This is a genomic window from Saccharothrix mutabilis subsp. mutabilis, assembly GCF_039521145.1.
In the GTDB taxonomy this organism is placed as follows: domain Bacteria; phylum Actinomycetota; class Actinomycetes; order Mycobacteriales; family Pseudonocardiaceae; genus Actinosynnema; species Actinosynnema mutabilis.
The window spans coordinates 191,315-209,357 of the sequence record NZ_BAAABU010000002.1; the positions used below are offsets into that span (position 1 = coordinate 191,315).

The window sequence follows — 18,043 nt, forward strand, 5'->3', positions numbered from 1 at the left end:
TCAGCCCACCCTGCTGTACTTGTGCACGCGCCAGCCCTCAGGCAGCTTGACCACGGTCACCACGAGCTTGCCGGTTTCCAGGTCGGCTTCGAAATCGACCGAATCGGTGGTCGCGTTCTTCGGCGTGACCTTGCTCTTGAGCTCCTTGGGCACGTTCTGCGGGTCGACGGATTGCAGCGTCGGCAGCAACTCCTTCGACGTCCACCGCTCCATGCCCTGGAGCCACTTGGCGTTGGTGATGCCGGGCGGGTGGTTAAGCCAGGCGTCGATCCAGCTCTCCGCGACCAGCTGCGCGTCCGCGCTGACCGGTGCGGACGGCGCGGCGTTGGTGGGGCTCGGCGCCTTCGTCGGCAGGGGGGACGTGGTGCCCGTGCTCGGCAGCACGCCGATCTGGTTGCCGCCGGACGCCTTCGGCGCGCCGGACGTCGTCGTCACGACCACGCCGCCCGCACCGTTCTTCTTGTCCCCCAACGTCTTGTCCACCACGATGCTCACCGTCGCCACGACCGCGACCACCCCGACGATCGTCGCGACCAGGTGGGTGGGCGACTTGAGCGGCCACCCCCACAGGCGGCGGTAGACCGCCGCGCGCCCCCGGTTGGTCCTGATCGGCATCAGCTGTCCCTGACCTCAAGCCCGCGCGACGGCCGGTAGATCACGTGGACCTGCCGCCCCGCCACGACCTCCGTCTCCGCCCGCCGCGGCCCCGGCACGACGGTGCTGTCCGAGAGCCGCGAGAACCCCGGCTGCACCCGCGAGGGCACCAGCACGGCGTCGTCCAACCTGTCCCAGTTCCGATCGGCGACCGGCGGCGCGTCCACCACCCGCGACCTACCGGACGGCAACGCGGCCGGCCCGCCGTACCCGTTGCCGGGCAAGGCGTTGTGCCCGTTGACGGCCACCCCGCCACCCAGTTCGCCCGCCACACCGTTCCGGTCGAGCCGGTGCGCGGTCGCGACCACGGGGTTGGCGGCCTCCGGCCGAACCCGCCCACGAGCCCGCTGCGGCACATCGCCATCCGGATCCGTGTCCCGCACGGTGTCCCAGAACTCCTCCTGCGGCGAAGGCCCACTGTCCTTCCTGCGCCGCAACATGGACAGCAACCCGCCACGCATCGGCAGCGCGTTGGCCGCCGAACCGGCCGACATCTCGACCATCTGCCACATGCGCCGCATGGGCTTGCCGACCATGAAGCAGACCAGCGTCAGCATCAGGCCGAGCAACGTCCGGGTGAGCAGCGACAGGCCCGAGGCGTTGAAGATCGCCTGCAGCAGCAACGCGTGCGTGCCCGCCAGCACCGCCAGGACCAGCACGTTGAACACGGTCACGGCGGCGGCGCGGCCGACCTTGCGCAGCAGGTCGTGGTGCACCAGGGCGACCAGGCCGATCAGCGGCCCGGCGAGGGTCAGCACGCGCAGCAGGAGCTGGGCGAGCAGGACCGCGGCCTTGGCGAACAACTGGAACAGCGAGAACGCGATGGCCTGCAGCAGCGACAGGAAACCCGCGCCGGTCCGGCCGCCCGCCTCGCCGGTGAAGTAACCCTTGGCGGGACCGAGCTGCGCGTAGATGTTCTTGTACTCGTTGCGCTTGGCTTCCAGGGCGGCCTGGTCGCCGTCCTTGTGCTCGCCGATCTCCTGCACCGTCCACGCCTGGGCGGCCAGCAGCTTGGGCCCGAACTCGGTCGCCTGCGGCGCCTCGGGCGAGCCGAACTCGCCGCGCAGCCAGCTCTGGTAGACCACCGAGTCGTGCAGCCGCGACGGCAGCACGTCGAGGCTGTCCTTGTTCTCCTCGACGTCCACGAACCCGGCCTGGATCTCGGAGGTCCTGGTGACGAGCGTGTTGTCCAGCACGTCGTAGAACTGCGGCAGCGCGAGCGTGGAGGTCGCGAGCCACATCGCGGCCAGCGCCCACAGGCCGCGCTTGCTGATGTTGGCCAGGTCGCCGTTCCAGATCTGGCGGAACATCAGGATCGCCAGGATCAGCGCCACCAGGCCGAACCAGCGCAGGTAGACGTTGTCGTAGACCTTCTGCACGCCCGCCTTCACGGCGTCGTCCAGCGGCTGGAGCAGGCCCTGGCCCACGACGGTGTAGTGCAGGGCGTTGGTCGCGCCGACGATGTTCTTGCCGGCGTTGAACAGCTGGTTGCCCATCCACGTGTCCAGCACCGGGGTGGCGTTGGGCACCAGGCACTTCTCCTGGTAGGTGTGCCAGACCATGCCGGCGTACCCGTAGACCAGGTACGGCGAGTCCTTCACGCCGTTGCCGATCGGCGGGTCGATCGCGCCGACCATGCCCGAACCCGGCCGCTCGGGCCCGGGCGCCTCGCCACACGGCGCGGCGTGGGCGGCCGGTGCGCCGAAGACCACCTGGAGGCTCATGATCGCGGTCACGGCCGTCATGGCGGCCCAGCGCGTGCGACGGGGACTTGCCGGTGCCGCGGGGGTCGCGGCACGGGCGCGTCTGAAGCGCCGCCGCGCGTAGAGCGCGGCGGCGATGGCCGCCACCAGGAGGAGGGTGCTCATGCCGCACCTTCCCGGCCCTGGCGGCGGGTTCCTCCCTCACCGTGCGTCGAGTCGACCAGGTCGTCGACCAAGCCCACTTCGAGGTCGGCGGCCAGTTCGTCGTCGATGTCGTCGGTCAGGTCGTCCGCGTAGGCGAACGGGTCCTGCGGCGGGGACGACAGTTCGAGCTCCGCCTGGTCCGGGCCGTCGCGCAGCGCGTCCGGGGTGGTGTCCAGGGCGTTGCGGAGGTGTTCCAGGTGCGGGCCGGAGAAGTCGATGCGGATGCGTTCCACGCCGCCCGCGCCGTCGCCGAAGATGAACTGGCGGGGGGCGCGGTCGCGTTCGGTCGCGGTGCGGGCGCCGCCGGGGCGGCGGCCCAGGGACGCGACCACCTGCTCGTAGCCCGCGCCGACCGGGACCTTCAGCAGGCGCAACGCGTCCGCCTGGGCCTGGTCGTCGTCCAGGCGTCCCACGAAGACCGAGTCGAGCAGGGTCACGAAACCCTGGATCTTCAGGAAGTCCGCCGGGATCTGGGACGACAGCAGCACGCGCACGTTCCACTTGCGGGAGTCGCGGGCGAAGCGGTTCATCAGCACGCGGCCCGTCGGGACCTCGGACAGGAAGAACGCCTCGTCGATCCACACGCCCTTGCGGAGGTCCTTCGGGCGCTCGTAGATCGACCGCTGGGTCAGCCACGCGGCCAGGTTGAGCATCTCGACGCCGAGCGCCTCGGCGTCGGTCCAGTGCTCGCGGCCGACGCCGTCCTTCGGCAGGTTCAGGCCCGCCATGGTCAGCACGGTCAGGCGGTCGTCGCGCTGCTCGTTGTACGGGTCGGCGTCCTGTTCCGGGATGAGCAGCGACATGCGCTCGCGCATCTCGTCCAGGAAGTCCGCCACGACCACGGCGTGCTCGTGGTGCTCCGACGCGTCCCGCCGCAGCGCCTCGAACACCATGCCGGGGTGCGCGTCGGGCCGGCCGCCGACCGTGCGGACCGCGCGCAGCAGCACGATCCGGGTCTGCGGCAGCCGCGCCACCTCGAACGGCAGCAGGCCGGACAGCACGTCCAGGACCAGGCGGCGCCGGGTGGCCGCGGCCAGCGCGCGTTCGCGCCGCCACGCCCGTTCCGGGTCCTCCTCGTCCATGAAGTGCTCCAGCTGCGGCTCCGCCACCACGCGGTAGGGGTTGAGGATGCCGGGCTGGGCGTTGAGCAGGTTGATCGGCCGGGCGTAGGGCCGCAGCTCGGGCAGGTCGCACAGGGCGGCCAGCGGGCCGGACGGGTCGAGCAGCGTCCAGTGCGCGCCGGACCGCAGCGTCTTGTAGACGATGCCGCCGCCGAGGAACGACTTGCCCGCGCCCAGGCCCGCGACCATCGCGGTCAGGCCGGACGCGTCCCGCAGTTCCTGCGCCATCCACGGGTCCCACGCCACCGGGCGGCGGGTCGCGGTGACCGTCTCGCCGAGCAGGATGCCGCGCCGGTCGCCGACCTCGGCGGTCGCGGTGGGCACGGCCGACGCCGCCCACAGCACCGACCCGCGCCGCAGGTACGCCGACGACGACAGCGGCTCGCCCGGGATGAACTCCCGCGCGATCGCGTACTGCGCCTCGGGGTGCTCGATGGCGACCTTCGGCTTGTAGAGGTCCAGCAGCGCCTGCGCCAGGCGCAGCGCCTCGCGCTCGGTCGGCCCGGACACCGCCAGCCGCCACCAGCTGCGCACCCGCGTGCCCAGGGCGGTGAAGCCCGACGTCATCTCGTCGTCGATCTCCAGCACCCGCGACGCCTGCCGCGCCAACGACTGCGGCGGCTCCAGCTCGTGCTCGTCGGTGTAGTGCCGGACCTGCGAGCGGACCTTGGACATCTGCCGCTGCAGCTCGCCGGACACCTCCTCCGGCCGCCGCACGTAGATCCGCGCCGACCACTCGACCGCCGCGGGCAGCCGGTCGGACCGCTGCACCCACGGGTCGTCGACCTCGGGGATCTGGAGGCCGTGCATGAGCCCGACGGTGAGCACGGCGACGTGCCGCTTGATGCCCGCGTTGGAGCCGGTGCGGCCCCGGACGGTCACGGTCGGCGCGTACGGGTCCTGGTGGAAGTCCGCGGCGTCGGTGAACGACGCCAGGTCCTCCGGCTCCCACGGCGCGCCCGGCACGGCGGGCAGGTTGCGCGGCGCGGGCAGGCCCAGCGAGCACGACCGGTGCATCAGCCAGGACATCTCCTCGGCCGTCACCGGGCGGCCTTCGAGCCCGGCGGACCCGATGACCTGGTCGAGGTGGTCGATCTCGGACTCGATCGCGACCAGCTCGGCGTCCACGGCGTCGGGGAAGACCTTGCGCAGCACGGGCGCGGCGCGTTCGACGGCGCGGTCCATCATGTTGCGGGTCTGCACCTGGACGCCCAGGTAGACCTCTTTCTCCGCCATCGAGCGGCCCATGAGCTGCTGCTGCTCGCCGACCATGTAGTCGTCGAAGGACAGCGTGCCCGGGGTGTCGGGCAGGCGGCGCACCGCGTTGTGCACGTGCGCCTCGGCCCACATGCGGATCGGGTAGGGCCGGGTGGTCACCCGCAGGTGCATCCAGCGGCCCTGGAGCTCGGCGTACTGGCCCGCGATGGCGGCGATCAGGTCCTGGCGCTGCGAGTCCGAGCGGAACGACCAGCGCTGCGGCGCGAGCTTGTACCAGGCGTAGACCTCCTGGCCGGTGCGCAGCAGGTGGCCGTCGATGCTGCGCGCGGCGATCGACGGGGTGTAGCTCGGCACGGCCTGCTCACCGGGCAGGCGGCGACCGCGCTTGCTGTAGACCTTGCGGTCGTCCCGGGACGCCGCCGCGTGCTGGGCGACGTGCGCGGCGGAGCGTCGGTTGCGGTCACGCCGGCGTCCGAACACCGCGAACCTCCTTCTTACGGCGGTCTGACTGCCTGCGGTGCGGGGTCGGGGTGGCGGTCGCCGAGCGCTTCGCCCCCTTGTTCTTGGGACGCCTCCGGGGGCGCTGCGGGTTGACCCGGATGCGGGCGGCGCTGGCGGCGCCCCCCTGGCCGGAGGTCTTCTCCCGCGGCGCGGTCAGCTCCCGCACCCACATCGTCATGACCGACGACAGCGGGCGTTCGTGGCTGATCCGGGCGGTGATGAACCGGGTCAACGCGATCGTGATCACGAAGCCCCAGCCGGTGTTGATGAAGTCGAAGCCGAAGCCGATCTGCCGCTGAACCGCGGTGACCAGCAGGAACACCACGATCCCGACGCCCCAGGCCACGTAGCGGGCCCGCCACGGGAAGGTGGCCTTGGGCGGCCCGAGCCAGACGGCGTCGACCCGGTAGACCTCGTCGTCAGTGCGTACCCGCAAGGGTCACCCGCCGGTGAACAGGCCGGCGATCCACTGGCCGATGTTCGCCCCGGCGTTCGTGGTCACCGCCAGTCCGATGATCGCCAACGCGATGATGACGCCGCCGAGACGGCGCATGACCCCGGCGTTGTCGCCCTTGCCGCCGCCCAGCCACAGCAGGAGCAGGGCCACGGTCAGCAAGAGCAGCGGAACCAGGTTGTCGAGGATCCACTGGCGCAGGCCGCCTGTGCCGGGCGCGACCGGTTGCTGCTGCGCGAGTGTTACCAGGGTCTGGGCGGTCATCTCGTACTCCTGAGTACGCAGGACTTCGCCGGGCGGGTCGAGGGGTTCCCGTCCGGTTCGTGCGCTATCGAGTAGAACACGTCTTCGTCACGAGGTGTATCGGTCGGCTAGCGGTGGGTAGATCAATAGCGGTTCCCCTGGATGTTGATTACGTCTAATCTGACCACGCACATCATCGTTCGAGGGGAGCCGGTGGAGAACCGGCGACACTGGATTCTCCCGATTGCTGAGATAGTTCACCCGACTGCGAACTCCCTGGTCACGCACTGTGTGCACGACCCTGGTCCCCCTATCCAAACCGCCGCAGCGATGACCCGTCCGGCCGGGACGCGGACCCGATCGGGCCGCACCCCGGAGTGACGACGCCGAGGAGGCTCGCAGCATGGTCCAACCGCCTGAAGCCGCACCCGAACCAGCCTCCGGAGTGAAGGAAATCACGGTCTCCGTGGCCGTCCCGGGCACGGATCAGGCTACCGGGACGGACGGCCGCCCGGGGCGGCGGGTTCAGCGGACGGTCAACTTCGACCAGGACGTGCTGGAGCGCGCCCGGGCGGCGGCGACCTACCTGGCGGCGTACGAGCCGGCGGCGGGGGTGCGCAGCCTGGCGGACATCGTGAACCCGGCCGTGGAGGCGTACGTGGCCGAGCTGGAGCGGCGGTTCAACGAGGGCGAGCCCTTCCGCCCGGTCCACCGCATGCCCCCGGGCCGCCCGTCCCGCCGTTCCTGAAGTCCCCGTGCGACCCGTTCCCGAGGTTCCCGTGCCACGGTGGAAGCCATGCCCCGAACCGAAGTAGACCCGCGCTACGGCGACCCGGACGCCCCCGCCACCCCGTGGCCGGTGGCCGAGCGGGCGCTGTCCTCGGCGGAGCTGTACCGGCTGACCACGGTCCGCCCCGACGGCCGCCCGCACGTGACCCCGCTGATCGCCGTGTGGCACACCGACGCCCTGCACTTCTGCACGGGGGCCGACGAACGCAAGGCCCGGAACCTGACCGCCAACCCGCGGGTCGTGCTGACGACGGGCGACAACGCCCTGCACGGCGGCTTGGACGTGGTCGTGGAGGGGGTGGCGGTGCGCGTGGCGGACGAGGCGGGCTTGCGCGTGCTGGCGGCGGAGTGGGAGTCGAAGTACGGCCCGGAGTGGCGCTTCGAGGTGGTGGAGGGCGGCTTCGCGAACCCCCACGGCACCGCCCTGGTCTTCCGCGTGGAACCGACGACCGCCTTCGGTTTCGCGAAGTCCCCGTACTCCCAAACCCGCTACCGCTTCTGACGACGAGAGCCGGGATGGAATGGGGCCGGCCGCTGTTCCGCGCTCCTTGTTCACGGGACGCGCGAGTCGGCGATCGGTGCCGAGATCGACATGTCGCACGATCGGGTGAGGCTTTCGACCTGCCCCGAAGCGGCGGTCGGCGTCCTTCCGCCCCCAGTCGCGCGGAAGGACGCCGACCTCCCGATCAAGAGATCATCATCCGGCTCAGCTCGTGCCGGACAGGCGCCAGAAGCCCACCGTCGGCAGGGTGTCCGGGCCGACCGGGCCCTTGGTCCAGAAGTAGTCGTTGAAGTTCGCGATCCACGCGTTGCCGATCGGCCCCATGGTCGCCCACACCACCCACGCCGGCTGGGTGTCGATCGACGCCTGCGCCCACGCGTCGCGGACCTTCATCGGCTGGTTCCACCACAAGAACGGCGTCCGCAGCATGTAGTGGCCGAACCGCCCACCGTGCACCGCGCTGTGCATCGACACCGTGTCGAAGCTGTTGATCTGGTGCAGCCCCCGGAAGGCCTTGCCCCACCGCTGCGCCCAGTTCAGCCCGCCCGACGTGTGCTGCAGGATCGAGCACGTGAACAGGCTCATCCACTCGACGTCCCGGTTGCCCCACCGGGCGTCGTTGTTGGACAGGAAGCCGTCCGTGTTCGCGCTGCACCCCGAGAACGAGAAGCCGGTCGGCGAACCGTGCCCCTGCCAGTACGTCATGTCCACGTCGTCCGCGTACATGTGGTCCCAGCCGCCGGGGAACGCCGGGTCCTTGAAGTCCCGCTCCCACGCGTTCTGGTTGAGCCAGCTGAACTGGACCGGGATGCCCCGGCTGGTGAACTGGTTGTTGAACGCCCCCACGTTCAGGTGCGTCCACGGCAACCCGGAGCACGCGCCGGTGCCCTCGCTGCCGACGTCGACCCGCGAGGTCCACTGCGGCGCGATCGCGCCCTCCGTGCGCGGCGGCTGCTGGGGGCCGGGCTCCGGCAGGGAACCGTCGACCGCGGCGGGCACGGTCAGCGACTGCGCGGCCGAGCCGTCGGGGGTCGTGCCGGCGCAGCGGATGCTCGGCTCCAGCTTGTCGATGCGCTCGGACAACGCGGGCGCGTCGTAGACGTACGAGACGTCGGTGACCTTCGCCGCGCCGCCGAACTGCTTGGCGCACCGCTCCCGGCCGGCGGTCAGGTCGAGCACCGGGATCGTGCCCGCCTGCGCCAACTCGCGCGTGCTGTGCGTGAGACCGGCGACCGCGCCCTGGCCGTCGAACGCGACGCGCAGCTTCGCGCCGGCGCCTTCGAGCGGGATGCCGTCGAGGGTGAACGTGAAGGACACCGCGGTGTCGATGGGCGCCGAGTACAGGGGGCGCCCGTTGACGTCGAGGACCTCGAACGTCGTGTGCTTCGCGGCGGCGAAGGCGTTCGCGGGCAACAGGCCCGCGCCGCGCAGGGTCTCGACCGCGCGCTTGGTGGCGTCCTCGACGGGGAGCACGCGGATGCGCTTGAGGCCTTCGAGGTCCAGGGCGGTCTGGCGGGTCTCCAGACCGTCCTCGTCGGCGCGGCCGGCGCCCTGGTCCAGGCCCGGCACCTTCAGGTAGGTGGTCTCGTCGGCGAACGCGACCGCACCGCTGTCGTCGCGCTGCACGTCCTTCAGCCCGAACGCCCGTTGCAGGGCCGCGGCCTGGTCCGGGCTGAGCCCGGCGCCGCGGACCTCGTAGACCGGCAGTTCCGTGACCGCGGCCGAGGCGGTGACGGTGCTGGTGACCGACGCCGCGCCGATCAAGCCGGTCAGTGCGAGCCACGTGGCGGCCCGCTTGGTACTGGACATGGCTTTTCCTCCTCTTCGACGACCGCGGGAGCAGGGCCCCGCGGTTCGGCAGGAGGACTCGGTCCCGGACCCGGTGATACCGAGGACCACTCGAACGGCCCCAAATGTGTAACGACGTTGTGGCGCAAGGGACTTATAGGCGGACCAGTGCGCCCGAAACGCGTTTACCACCTGCGCCGGAGCCGAATGGCGCAACACGTTGCTCGTGCGGAAAACCGCAGTGGGTCGGATGAGTCGGCATGTAAGCCGGATTCTGTTCCCGGGCGCCTCGCGGCGGTCCCGTTCGGCGGCCATCCATCTCGGCCTGCCGTCGCCGACAGGCTCGTGCGGCCTACCCGCAGGCATCGGGCGGGCCGCCCTCGATCGCCTGCGCAGGTGCCCTGGGGCACCCTCTTGGCCTTGCTCCGGGTGGGGTTTACCTAGCCGCCCCGGTCACCCGGGGCGCTGGTGGTCTCTTACACCACCGTTTCACCCTTACCCCGGCTCGTCGCCGGGGCGGTCTGTTCTCTGTGGCACTGTCCCGAGGGTCGCCCCTGGTTGCCGTTAACAACCACCCTGCCCTGCGGAGTCCGGACTTTCCTCGGCGACAGACACGAAATCTGTCGACGCGACCGCCCTGCCGACTCATCCGGCCCCCATCGTACGCGACGACGTCCCAGGCAGTGGAACCGGCCGGCCGAAACCTTGTCGTGATGTGGAACGTGCTGCTCTACTCGGAACATGGCAGGAATCGGGGGACTCACCCGCCGCAGGCACATCGACTTCGGTCGGGCGGCCACCGCGATCTGTTGTCGCTGACACATTTCATCTCGTAGTCCGAGCCTTTTCCCGGAAGGTGTCAGCGAGCCATGTCGTCCATTTTGGTCATTTCCGGAAGCCCTTCTCCCGCGTCGCGCACCGGCGTGGTCGTGCGGTACGTCGACGACCTGCTCCGGGAGGCCGGCCACGACGTGCGGGTGCTGCACGTGCGGCAGCTCCCGACGCTGTCGCTGCTCACCGAGGACCTCCGGGACCCGGAGATCGGCGACGCGGTGAGCGCCGTGCTGCGCGCGGACGGCATCGTCGTGGCGAGCCCCGTGTACCGGGCGGCCTACAGCGGGCTGGTGAAGGCGCTGCTCGACCTGTTGCCGAAGAAGGCGTTGCGCGGCCGGGTGGTCCTGCCCCTGGCCACCGGCGGCAGCCAGGGCTTCCTGGTCGCGATGGACTACGCCCTCAACCCGCTGCTGGCGGGCAAGGGCGCGGACACCGTGCTGCGCGGCGAGTTCGTGCTGGACCCGGACATCGTGGACGACGTGATCGCGCCCGGCCCGGCCGACGACATCCGCACGGCCGTGGACAGGTTCACGCTGGCCGTGCGGGACGTCCGGTTCCGCCGCGAGGGAGCCCGGCTGCGCCCGGCCGGCTAGCCGAGGTGCGAGGTGTCGTTGACCAGCCGGACCGAGCAGTGCCCGTCGGGGTAGAACTCGACGACCGACAGCGACGCCAGGTCCAGGTGCAGCCGGAACAGCAGCGACGGGCCGGAGTCCAGCGCGATGCGCAGCAGCTGCTTGATCGGCGTGACGTGGCTGACCACGACGACGTTGCCGCCGGCGTGGCGGTCGAGCAGCTCGTGCAGGGCGCGGCGGACGCGGTCGTGGACCTCGTCGAAGCTCTCGCCGCCGGGCGCGGGGACGCCGGGGTCGCCCAGCCACAGCCGGTGCACCTGCGGGTCGCGCGCGGCGGCCTCGGCGAAGGTCAGACCCTCCCAGGCGCCGAAGTCGGTCTCGATGAGCCCGTCGTGCGTCGTGGCCTCCAGCCCGACGGCCTGCGCCACGGCCTGCGCGGTCTGGTGCGCGCGGTCCAGCGGTGAGGAGACGACGGCGGTCAGGCGGTCCACCTTGGCCAGGCGGCGCGCGGCGGCTTCGGCCTGCCGCCGGCCGACGTCGGTCAGCGGCGGGTTGCCGCGCCCGGAGTAGCGGCGGGCGACGGACAGCTCGGTCTGGCCGTGGCGCAGCAGGTAGAGCCGGGTGGGCTCGCCGATCGCGCCGGTCCACGAGGAGGGCGGCGCGGTCTCGGCCTGACCGACGCCCTCCTCGGCGGCCGACAGGTTCAGGTCGAGCATGCCGTCGGCGCTGCCGTCGCCGGCCGGGGCACCGACCCCCCGCCGCGCTCCAGCCGTTTCGTCAGCGCCGGCCGGGGCACCGGCCCCACGCCGCGCTCGGGCCGTTTCGTCAGCGCCGGCCCCACGCCGCGCTCCGGTCCTTTCGTCGGCACCGGCCGGGACACCGGCCCCACGCCGCGCTCCGGCCGTTTTGTCGGTGCCGGCTGGGACACTGGACCCCGAGGGCGCTCCGGCCGGATTGTCGGTCCCCCGTGGGACAATGGAAGCGGGGGCCGGAGGCCGCGCCTCGCCGCCCCGCGCGAGGCCGGCCTGGGTGTCCATCGCCTCGTTCGCCAGCCGGTCGGCGTGCTTGTTCTCGTTGCGCGGCACCCATTCGTAGGTCACCGACTCGAACGCCCGCGCCGCCTCACGCGCCTGGGCCGCCAGCGGCTGCATGGACGGGTGCTTGACCTGCCAGCGGCCGGACATCTGCTCGACGACCAGCTTCGAGTCCATGCGGGCGACGACCGTCGAGGCGCCCACCTCCGCCGCCGCGCGCAGGCCCGCGATCAGGCCCCGGTACTCGGCGACGTTGTTGGTGGCGACGCCGATGCCGGCCGACCGCTCGGCCAGCACGTCACCCGACGGCGTCCGCACGACCGCCCCGTAGCCCGCCGGGCCCGGGTTGCCGCGCGAGCCGCCGTCCGCCTCGACGACGACCTTCACAGGCCCGATTCCGCGGTCCGCACCATGATCGCGCCGCACTCCTCGCACTGCACGACCTCGTCCGGAGCGGACTCCTTGACGTTGTTGAACGCGCTGCGGTCCAGCTCGATGCGGCACGCGCCGCACCGCCGCGACTGCAGCAGCGCCGCCCCGATGCCCTTGTGCGCCCGCACCCGGTCGTAGAGCGCCAGCAGCGGCTCCGGGAACTGCTTGACCACGGTCGCGCGCTCGGCCGTGCGCTTGGCCTCGGTGGACTCCAGGTCGGCCAGCGCGCTGTCCCGCCGCCGCGCCGCGTCGGTCAGGGCCTCCTGCGCCTTGTCCAGCTCGACGCGCGCGTGCTGCACGTCCGCCTCGACGGCCTCGCGCCGCTCCATCAGCTCCAGCAGGTCGTCCTCCAGGGCGGCCTGCCGGCGCTCCAGCGTCGCCAGTTCGTGCTCCAGGTCGGTGAGCTGCTTGGCGCCGACCGTCCCGGAGGTGAGCAGCTTGCGGTCGCGGTCCTCGCGGGCGCGGACCTGGTCGATCTCGGTCTCCTGGCGCTTGACCTCGCGGTTGAGGTCGCCCAGCGTCGTCTCGATCGTGGTCAGGGCGTCCTGCTTGGCGCGCACCTGCTTCTCGGCCTCGGCGATCTCGGTGATCTCCGGCAGCGTCCGGCGGCGGTGGGCCGCGCGCGACAGCTCGGCGTCGACCTGCGCCAGGTCGAGCAGCCTGCGCTGCACGGCGGGTTCGGCTTTCACTTTCAGCGCCCTCCAGTTCGGCTCGTCGCACCCACGGTCCACGGGTCGGTCCGGCGGGTGGAGACGAGGACATCGACCGTACCGCCGAACGCGGCCCGCACGACTTCGGCCGCCTGCCCGCACCACGGCCACTCCCCGGCCCAGTGCGCCACGTCCACCAGCGCGGGGCCGCCCTTCGCCACGTGCTCGCCCGCCGGGTGGTGGCGCAGGTCGGAGGTGACGTAGGCGTCGACGCCCGCGCGGGTCGCGGCGGACAGGTAGCTGTCGCCCGCGCCGCCGCACACGGCGACGGTCCGGATCGGCCGCTCCGGGTCGCCGGCGGCGCGCACACCCCACTCGGTCGGGGGCAGGGCGTCGGCGACCCGCTGGGCGAACACGCGCAGCGGCTCGGGCTCGGGCAGCACGCCGACGCGGCCGATGCCGGTGTCCGACGGCAGCGCCGGCACCTCGTTCAGGTTGAACGCGACCTCTTCGTACGGGTGCGCGGCGCGCAGGGCGCGGACGACGTCGGCGCGCAGCCGGCGGTCGAGCACGATCTCGATCCGGGTCTCGGCGACCCGTTCCAGCTCGCCGACGCTGCCGATGGCCGGGTTCGCGCCCTCGACGGGCCGGAACTGGCCGGTTCCGTCCACGCTCCACGCGGTGTCGCGGTAGTCGCCGATCGAGCCCGCGCCGGCGGCGTGCAGGGCGTCGAGCACCTTCGCCGCGTCGGCCACCGGCACGTACGTGGCCAGCACGTCCAGCTCACGGCCGGGGTTCGGGGTCAGCGGACCGGTGACGGTCAGCCCGATGGCCTGGGCCAGCGCGTCGGAGACGCCGGGGTTCGCGGCGTCGGCGTTGGTGTGGGCGGTGTAGAGGGCGACGCCCGACCGGATGAGCCGGTGCACCAGCGCGCCCTTCGGGTCGTCGGCCGGGACGCCGGTCACCCCGCGCAGCAGCAACGGGTGGTGCGCCACCAGCAGCTGCGCGCCCACCTCGACCGCCTCGTCCACAGTGGACCGGTCGACGTCGACGCAGAACAGCACCCGGGACACCGGTTCCGCGCGGTCGCCGCACACCAGGCCGACCGCGTCCCACGACTCGGCGGTGGCGGGCGGGTAGGCCTGTTCCAGGGCGGCGAGGACGTCCCCCAGCGTGGTCACCGTTCCTCCAGCACGACTCGCAGCGCGTCCACCAGCAGCGCGAACTCCTCGGGCGCCCGCACGGCGACCCGCAGGTGGTCCCGGGTCAGGCCGGGGAACGTGTCCCCGCGCCGCACGGCGATCCCCTTGTCCCGCAACGCCAACCGCACCCGTTCGCCGTTCGGCACGCGCAGCAGCGCGAACGGCGCGTGCGGCGGGACGACCACCAGGTCACCCAGCGCCTCCACGGCGTGCCGGGTGTGCTCCCGGCACTGCACGGCCAGCGCCTCGGCCTCGGCGACCGCCGCGGGCTCGCAGCACGCCGTGACCGCCTCCAGCACGAAGCTGCTCACCGGCCACTGTGGACGGTGCAGGGCGAGCTTGGCCAGCAGCTCGGGCGCGCCGAGCACGTACCCGGCCCGCAGCCCCGCCAGCCCCCACGTCTTGGTCAGGCTGCGCAACACCAGCAACCCGGGCACGTCCCCGCGCCCGGCCAGCGACTCCGGCTCGCCGGGCACGGTGTCCGCGAACGCCTCGTCCACCACCAGGACGCGGCCGGGCCGGCTCAACGAGGCCACCACCTCGGCCGGGTGCAGCACCGACGTCGGGTTGGTCGGGTTGCCCACGACCACGAGGTCCGCGTCGTCGGGCACCAGCGCGGGCCGCAGCCGGTAGCCATCCGCCGCCGACAGGTGCACCCGCTGCACCGGCACACCCGCGTCCCGCAACGCCACCTCGGGCTCGGTGAACGAGGGGTGCACCACGGCCGCCAGCGACGGGTGCAGCGACGGCAGCAGCGCGAATCCCTCGGCCGCGCCGGCCAGGATCAGCACCTCGTCGGGCCGCCGGCCGTGCCGGGCCGCGACGACCTCGCGGGCCGCCCGGTCCGCCGCCGCGCTCGGGTAGGCCCCGAGGCCGTCCAGCACCGCCGCCAGCCGGTCCTTCAACCAGGCCGGCGGGGCGGGCATCCGCACGTTCACCGCGAAGTCGACAAGGCCGGGAGCCGCGTCGACGTCCCCGTGGTGGCGCAGCAGCGCCCGGCCGGAATCCTGGCTGGTCATCGCGGGAAGTCTAGGCGATCCCCACCCCCGGCCCGCACCGCGCTCAGGTGATCCGGGACGCCGCCCAGTCGAGGTAGGCGCGGGGCAGCTCGCGCAGGACGCCCAGCGCGTCGGACTCCGGCAGGTCCGGCAGCGCGTGCGCGGTCTGCGCCGCCAGGCTGGTGCAGTAGGCGAGCGTGTCCGGCACCAGGCTCGACCCGCGCAGCTCGTGCAACAACCCGGCGACCTCCGCGTCGGTCAGCTCACGCCCGCGTGTCGCCAGCAGTTCGCGCTGCTCGTCGGTCACCGCCCGCAGCAGCGGGAACGTGTAGACGCCCTGGCGGATGTCGTTGCCGGCGGGCTTGCCCAGGCGTTCGGTGGTGGACGCCAGGTCGAGCAGGTCGTCGAGGATCTGGAACAGCAGGCCGAAGTGCGCCCCGTACTCCGACATCCGCACGGTGGTCTCCTCGTCGGCGTCGGCCACGTGCGCCGCCAGCACGCAGCCGACCCGGAACAGCGCGCCGGTCTTCAACGCGATGGAGCGCAACGCGTTCTCCGGTGTCCGGTGCGGGTCGAACAGGTCGAGCACCTCCAGCACCTGGCCCTCCACCAGGTCGGCCACCGCCGCCGCGAGCTTGCCCGCCGCGAACGGGGAGATCCGCTCCAACGCGGCCTGGCTCGCCCGGGCCAGCATGAAGTCGCCGACCAGCACGGCGGGGCCGGCGCCCCACTCGGCGTTGACGGTGCGCACGCCGCGCCGCTCGACGGCGTTGTCCATCAGGTCGTCGTGCACCAGGGAACCGGCGTGCAGCAGCTCCACGCACGCCGCCGAGGTGACCGCCCTGGGCCCGATCTCGCCGGACAGGGCCAGCGCGCCGGACAGGATCAGCATGGAACGCAGGCGCTTGCCGCCGGCGGCGGTGATGCGGCCGGAGAACGTGTTGACGATCGGCAACGTGGACGACGTCGCCAGCCGCCGGATCTCGTCCTCGACCACCGGCAGCGCGTCGGCGAGCGCCGGGATGGTCGGCATGGTCGTGGTGCTCACGCCATCGATCGTCGCGCGGGCCTGCTGAGAGGCCGCTGAGATGCGAATGATCTACAGAATCGACGCCGCGACCGCGATGAGCACCAGTAGGACGCACAACACCCAATGCCACCGCATCGGCGGACGTGCGTCATGGGCTGCGAAGTCCCTCATGGGGTCGCTCAGGTCCTCTCAAGAGGATTTACCGCTACACACAACACTTCGCGCGAATACCCTTCGACGTTACTCCTGATCGCGTTTGCGGAGGTTTGCGTCCAGGTCGGAGATCAGCTTCGCCCGTTCGCGTCTGGCCTGCTCAAGACGCTCGCGCTCACGCACGAGAGCCACCACGTCACCCTCCGAACAACCGGCGGATTCGCGGTAGAAAGAGTCCTCGAACCACCACCAGGAACGGATACCGACCCGTGCCACCCGCACGGGCTGCACACGCCTGCGCACGTCCAGTGACGGGAAGTCCGCGATTCGGGTCGGCGGGCACCCGGTGGCGACGAAGAAATGCCGTTTCCGGAACAGGAAGCCGCGATCGGTGAAGAAGCCGGCGTTGGCGTCGGGCCACAACCCGCGCTCCACCGCACCCGACGGGCGGGGCCGGGCGAACACGGGCGTCTCCGGCCACGACCGCTGCCACCACGAGAGCGCGACGAACACCGCCGCTCCCGCGCACAGCAGCAGCACCACGCCGACGACGCCTGACATCGAAAAGTCCCCCAACGAGCCGGTGCTCGACGATGGTCGTGCGTGCCGGACGGCGCCGTCCAGAACCCTCACCCGGAGCGCCCAACCTGGCACACTCTCGTGCCGTGACGCTTTCGGTGACCTTTGTATGCACCGGCAACATCTGCCGCTCTCCCGTGGCCGCGATCATATTCCGCGAGCACCTGCGGCGGGCCGGGTTGGGTGATCACGTGACCGTCACCAGCGCGGGCACCGGCGGCTGGCACGTCGGCGACCCGGCCGACCCGCGGGCGGCGAAGTCGTTGGCGGACAACGGTTACCCGACCGAGCACACGGCCGCGCAGGTGGACGAGAACCACCTGGACGCGGACCTGCTGGTCGCCCTGGACTCCGGGCACGCCCGGTCGCTGCGGCGGATGGCGCCCGACCACGACCGGGTCCGCCTGCTGCGCTCGTTCGACCCGGACGCCGACGGCACGGACGTGCCGGACCCGTACTACGGCGACAAGGCCGGCTTCGACCTGGTGATCGAGCAGGTCGAAGCGGCGATGCCCGGCCTGCTGGCGTGGGTGCGGGAGAACCTGTGACCCCCGGCGAGGCCGCCGCCGAGCTGACCGGCGTCCCCGCGCTGGAGGTGCGGCCCCTCGGCGGCGCGGTGTTCGAGGTGGACCTCGCAGACGGCGACCTCGTGGTGGTCAAGCGGCACGACGACCCGAACGCCGTGCTCGCCGAGGCCAAGTCCCTGGAGTGGCTGGCCGAGCCCGAGGGGCCGCCGGTGCCCGGCGTGCGCGGCCACGGCGGCCACTGGCTGGTCATGGACCAGGTCGAACGCGGCCGGGCCACCCCGGGGGCCGCCGAGGAGTTCGGCCGCCGGCTCGCCGCCCTGCACGCCACCGGCGCGCCCGCGTTCGGCGCTCCCCCGCCCGACGGCCCCGAGCACGCCTCCATCGGCCTCGCCCCAATGCGCAACCGCCCCCACGACACCTGGGCGGACTGGTTCAAGGCCGACCGCATCGACTTCTACCTGCGCAGAGCCGTCAACCAGGGCGAGTTGACCACGGACCAGGCGAAGCTGGTCGACGCCGTCCGGGTCGAAGCGCCGGACGAGCCACCGGCGCGGCTGCACGGCGACCTGTGGAACGGCAACGTCCACTGGGCCGCCGACGGCCGGGCCTGGCTGATCGACCCGGCCGCCCACGGCGGGCACCGGGAGAGCGACCTCGCCATGCTCGACCTGTTCGGCTGCCCCCACCTCGACCGCGTCCTGGCCGCCTACCAGGAGGTCGCGCCACTGGCCGACGGGTGGCGCGACCGCGTCCCGTTGCACCAGCTCTTCCCGCTGTTGGTCCACGTGGTGGTCTTCGGCGGCAGCTATGTGCAACGAACCCTGACGGCCGCCCGCGCGCTGCCATGATGGCCGC

The 18,043-nt window shown here is 72.3% G+C and carries 17 protein-coding genes and 1 other RNA gene; 5 read left to right on the forward strand and 13 right to left on the reverse strand.

Annotation, left to right across the window (positions count from 1 at the left end):
• Genes ABD126_RS04695 through ABD126_RS04715 form a run of 5 tightly spaced genes read right to left on the reverse strand, consistent with a single transcriptional unit; the run spans position 1 to position 6,119 of the window.
• Positions 1-615, reverse strand: coding sequence for a hypothetical protein (locus ABD126_RS04695; RefSeq protein WP_343932375.1), 615 nt, complete (start codon positions 613-615; stop codon positions 1-3).
• On the reverse strand, positions 615-2,522 hold the full coding sequence (locus ABD126_RS04700) for a hypothetical protein (RefSeq protein ID WP_343932376.1): 1,908 nt from the start codon (positions 2,520-2,522) through the stop codon (positions 615-617). The genes ABD126_RS04695 and ABD126_RS04700 overlap by 1 nt, the downstream gene beginning before the upstream one ends.
• Positions 2,519-5,380 carry an ATP-binding protein gene (locus ABD126_RS04705; protein ID WP_425542737.1) on the reverse strand — a complete coding sequence of 954 codons (2,862 nt, stop codon included), beginning with the start codon at positions 5,378-5,380 and terminating at the stop codon, positions 2,519-2,521. Before ABD126_RS04705 ends, ABD126_RS04700 begins: the two co-directional genes overlap by 4 nt.
• Positions 5,361-5,837 (reverse strand): hypothetical protein, encoded by a 477-nt coding sequence (locus tag ABD126_RS04710; RefSeq protein WP_343932377.1) that lies wholly within the window; start codon positions 5,835-5,837, stop codon positions 5,361-5,363. Before ABD126_RS04710 ends, ABD126_RS04705 begins: the two co-directional genes overlap by 20 nt.
• Before the next feature lie 3 nt (positions 5,838-5,840).
• Positions 5,841-6,119, reverse strand: coding sequence for a hypothetical protein (locus ABD126_RS04715; RefSeq protein WP_337727298.1), 279 nt, complete (start codon positions 6,117-6,119; stop codon positions 5,841-5,843).
• 424 nt (positions 6,120-6,543) lie between these two features.
• Here ABD126_RS04715 and ABD126_RS04720 point away from each other — a divergent pair, with 424 nt between their 5' ends.
• A complete protein-coding gene (locus tag ABD126_RS04720; protein WP_343932378.1) occupies positions 6,544-6,846 on the forward strand; it encodes a ParB family protein in 303 nt (100 codons plus the stop codon).
• 48 nt (positions 6,847-6,894) lie between these two features.
• The gene (locus ABD126_RS04725; protein WP_343932379.1) at positions 6,895-7,389 is read left to right on the forward strand and encodes a pyridoxamine 5'-phosphate oxidase family protein; all 495 of its coding nucleotides are present in this window, start codon (positions 6,895-6,897) and stop codon (positions 7,387-7,389) included.
• 204 nt (positions 7,390-7,593) lie between these two features.
• On the opposite strand, the gene ABD126_RS04730 is transcribed toward ABD126_RS04725, so the two are convergent.
• Positions 7,594-9,198 (reverse strand): DUF6345 domain-containing protein, encoded by a 1,605-nt coding sequence (locus ABD126_RS04730; protein ID WP_343932380.1) that lies wholly within the window; start codon positions 9,196-9,198, stop codon positions 7,594-7,596.
• A gap of 226 nt (positions 9,199-9,424) precedes the next feature.
• Positions 9,425-9,825, reverse strand: an RNA gene (rnpB, locus tag ABD126_RS04735) — RNase P RNA component class A.
• A 221-nt stretch (positions 9,826-10,046) separates the two neighbouring features.
• On the opposite strand from rnpB, the gene ssuE reads away from it, so the two are divergent.
• Positions 10,047-10,604: an NADPH-dependent FMN reductase gene (gene ssuE / locus ABD126_RS04740; protein WP_343932381.1), complete on the forward strand. Its 558-nt coding sequence runs from the start codon at positions 10,047-10,049 to the stop codon at positions 10,602-10,604.
• Here ssuE and ABD126_RS04745 read toward each other — a convergent pair.
• The 6 genes from ABD126_RS04745 to ABD126_RS04770 all read right to left on the reverse strand — a co-directional run bounded on the left by ABD126_RS04745 (position 10,601) and on the right by ABD126_RS04770 (position 16,625).
• Positions 10,601-12,004: a bifunctional RNase H/acid phosphatase gene (locus ABD126_RS04745; RefSeq protein ID WP_425542738.1), complete on the reverse strand. Its 1,404-nt coding sequence runs from the start codon at positions 12,002-12,004 to the stop codon at positions 10,601-10,603. The two genes, ssuE and ABD126_RS04745, sit on opposite strands and share 4 nt — an antisense overlap.
• Positions 12,001-12,738, reverse strand: a complete 738-nt coding sequence (locus ABD126_RS04750; RefSeq protein WP_343932382.1) for a zinc ribbon domain-containing protein — start codon at positions 12,736-12,738, stop codon at positions 12,001-12,003. The genes ABD126_RS04745 and ABD126_RS04750 overlap by 4 nt, the downstream gene beginning before the upstream one ends.
• 2 nt (positions 12,739-12,740) lie before the next feature.
• On the reverse strand, positions 12,741-13,880 hold the full coding sequence (locus ABD126_RS04755; RefSeq protein ID WP_343932383.1) for a Nif3-like dinuclear metal center hexameric protein: 1,140 nt from the start codon (positions 13,878-13,880) through the stop codon (positions 12,741-12,743).
• Positions 13,877-14,920, reverse strand: a complete 1,044-nt coding sequence (cobC, locus tag ABD126_RS04760) for an Rv2231c family histidinol phosphate aminotransferase CobC (protein ID WP_343932384.1) — start codon at positions 14,918-14,920, stop codon at positions 13,877-13,879. The genes ABD126_RS04755 and cobC overlap by 4 nt, the downstream gene beginning before the upstream one ends.
• Before the next feature lie 43 nt (positions 14,921-14,963).
• The gene (locus tag ABD126_RS04765; RefSeq protein ID WP_343932385.1) at positions 14,964-15,947 is read right to left on the reverse strand and encodes a polyprenyl synthetase family protein; all 984 of its coding nucleotides are present in this window, start codon (positions 15,945-15,947) and stop codon (positions 14,964-14,966) included.
• A gap of 222 nt (positions 15,948-16,169) precedes the next feature.
• A complete protein-coding gene (locus ABD126_RS04770) occupies positions 16,170-16,625 on the reverse strand; it encodes a hypothetical protein (RefSeq protein ID WP_343932386.1) in 456 nt (151 codons plus the stop codon).
• Positions 16,626-16,798: 173 nt separating this feature from the next.
• Between ABD126_RS04770 and ABD126_RS04775 the strand changes: the two genes are divergently transcribed.
• Positions 16,799-17,209, forward strand: a complete 411-nt coding sequence (locus ABD126_RS04775) for a low molecular weight protein-tyrosine-phosphatase (protein ID WP_425542739.1) — start codon at positions 16,799-16,801, stop codon at positions 17,207-17,209.
• Positions 17,206-18,036 (forward strand): fructosamine kinase family protein, encoded by an 831-nt coding sequence (locus ABD126_RS04780; RefSeq protein WP_343932388.1) that lies wholly within the window; start codon positions 17,206-17,208, stop codon positions 18,034-18,036. Before ABD126_RS04775 ends, ABD126_RS04780 begins: the two co-directional genes overlap by 4 nt.
• The last annotated feature ends 7 nt before the right edge of the window (positions 18,037-18,043 follow it).

Bases quoted from the DNA above. Each gene is read 5' to 3' on its own strand.
- ABD126_RS04695 (WP_343932375.1), bottom strand. From the start codon at position 615: ATGCCGATCAGGACCAACCGGGGGCGCGCGGCGGTCTACCGCCGCCTG.
- ABD126_RS04700 (WP_343932376.1), bottom strand. From the start codon at position 2,522: ATGAGCACCCTCCTCCTGGTGGCGGCCATCGCCGCCGCGCTCTACGCG.
- ABD126_RS04715 (WP_337727298.1), bottom strand. From the start codon at position 6,119: ATGACCGCCCAGACCCTGGTAACACTCGCGCAGCAGCAACCGGTCGCG.
- ABD126_RS04725 (WP_343932379.1), top strand. From the start codon at position 6,895: ATGCCCCGAACCGAAGTAGACCCGCGCTACGGCGACCCGGACGCCCCC.
- ABD126_RS04730 (WP_343932380.1), bottom strand. From the start codon at position 9,198: ATGTCCAGTACCAAGCGGGCCGCCACGTGGCTCGCACTGACCGGCTTG.
- ssuE (WP_343932381.1), top strand. From the start codon at position 10,047: ATGTCGTCCATTTTGGTCATTTCCGGAAGCCCTTCTCCCGCGTCGCGC.
- cobC (WP_343932384.1), bottom strand. From the start codon at position 14,920: ATGACCAGCCAGGATTCCGGCCGGGCGCTGCTGCGCCACCACGGGGAC.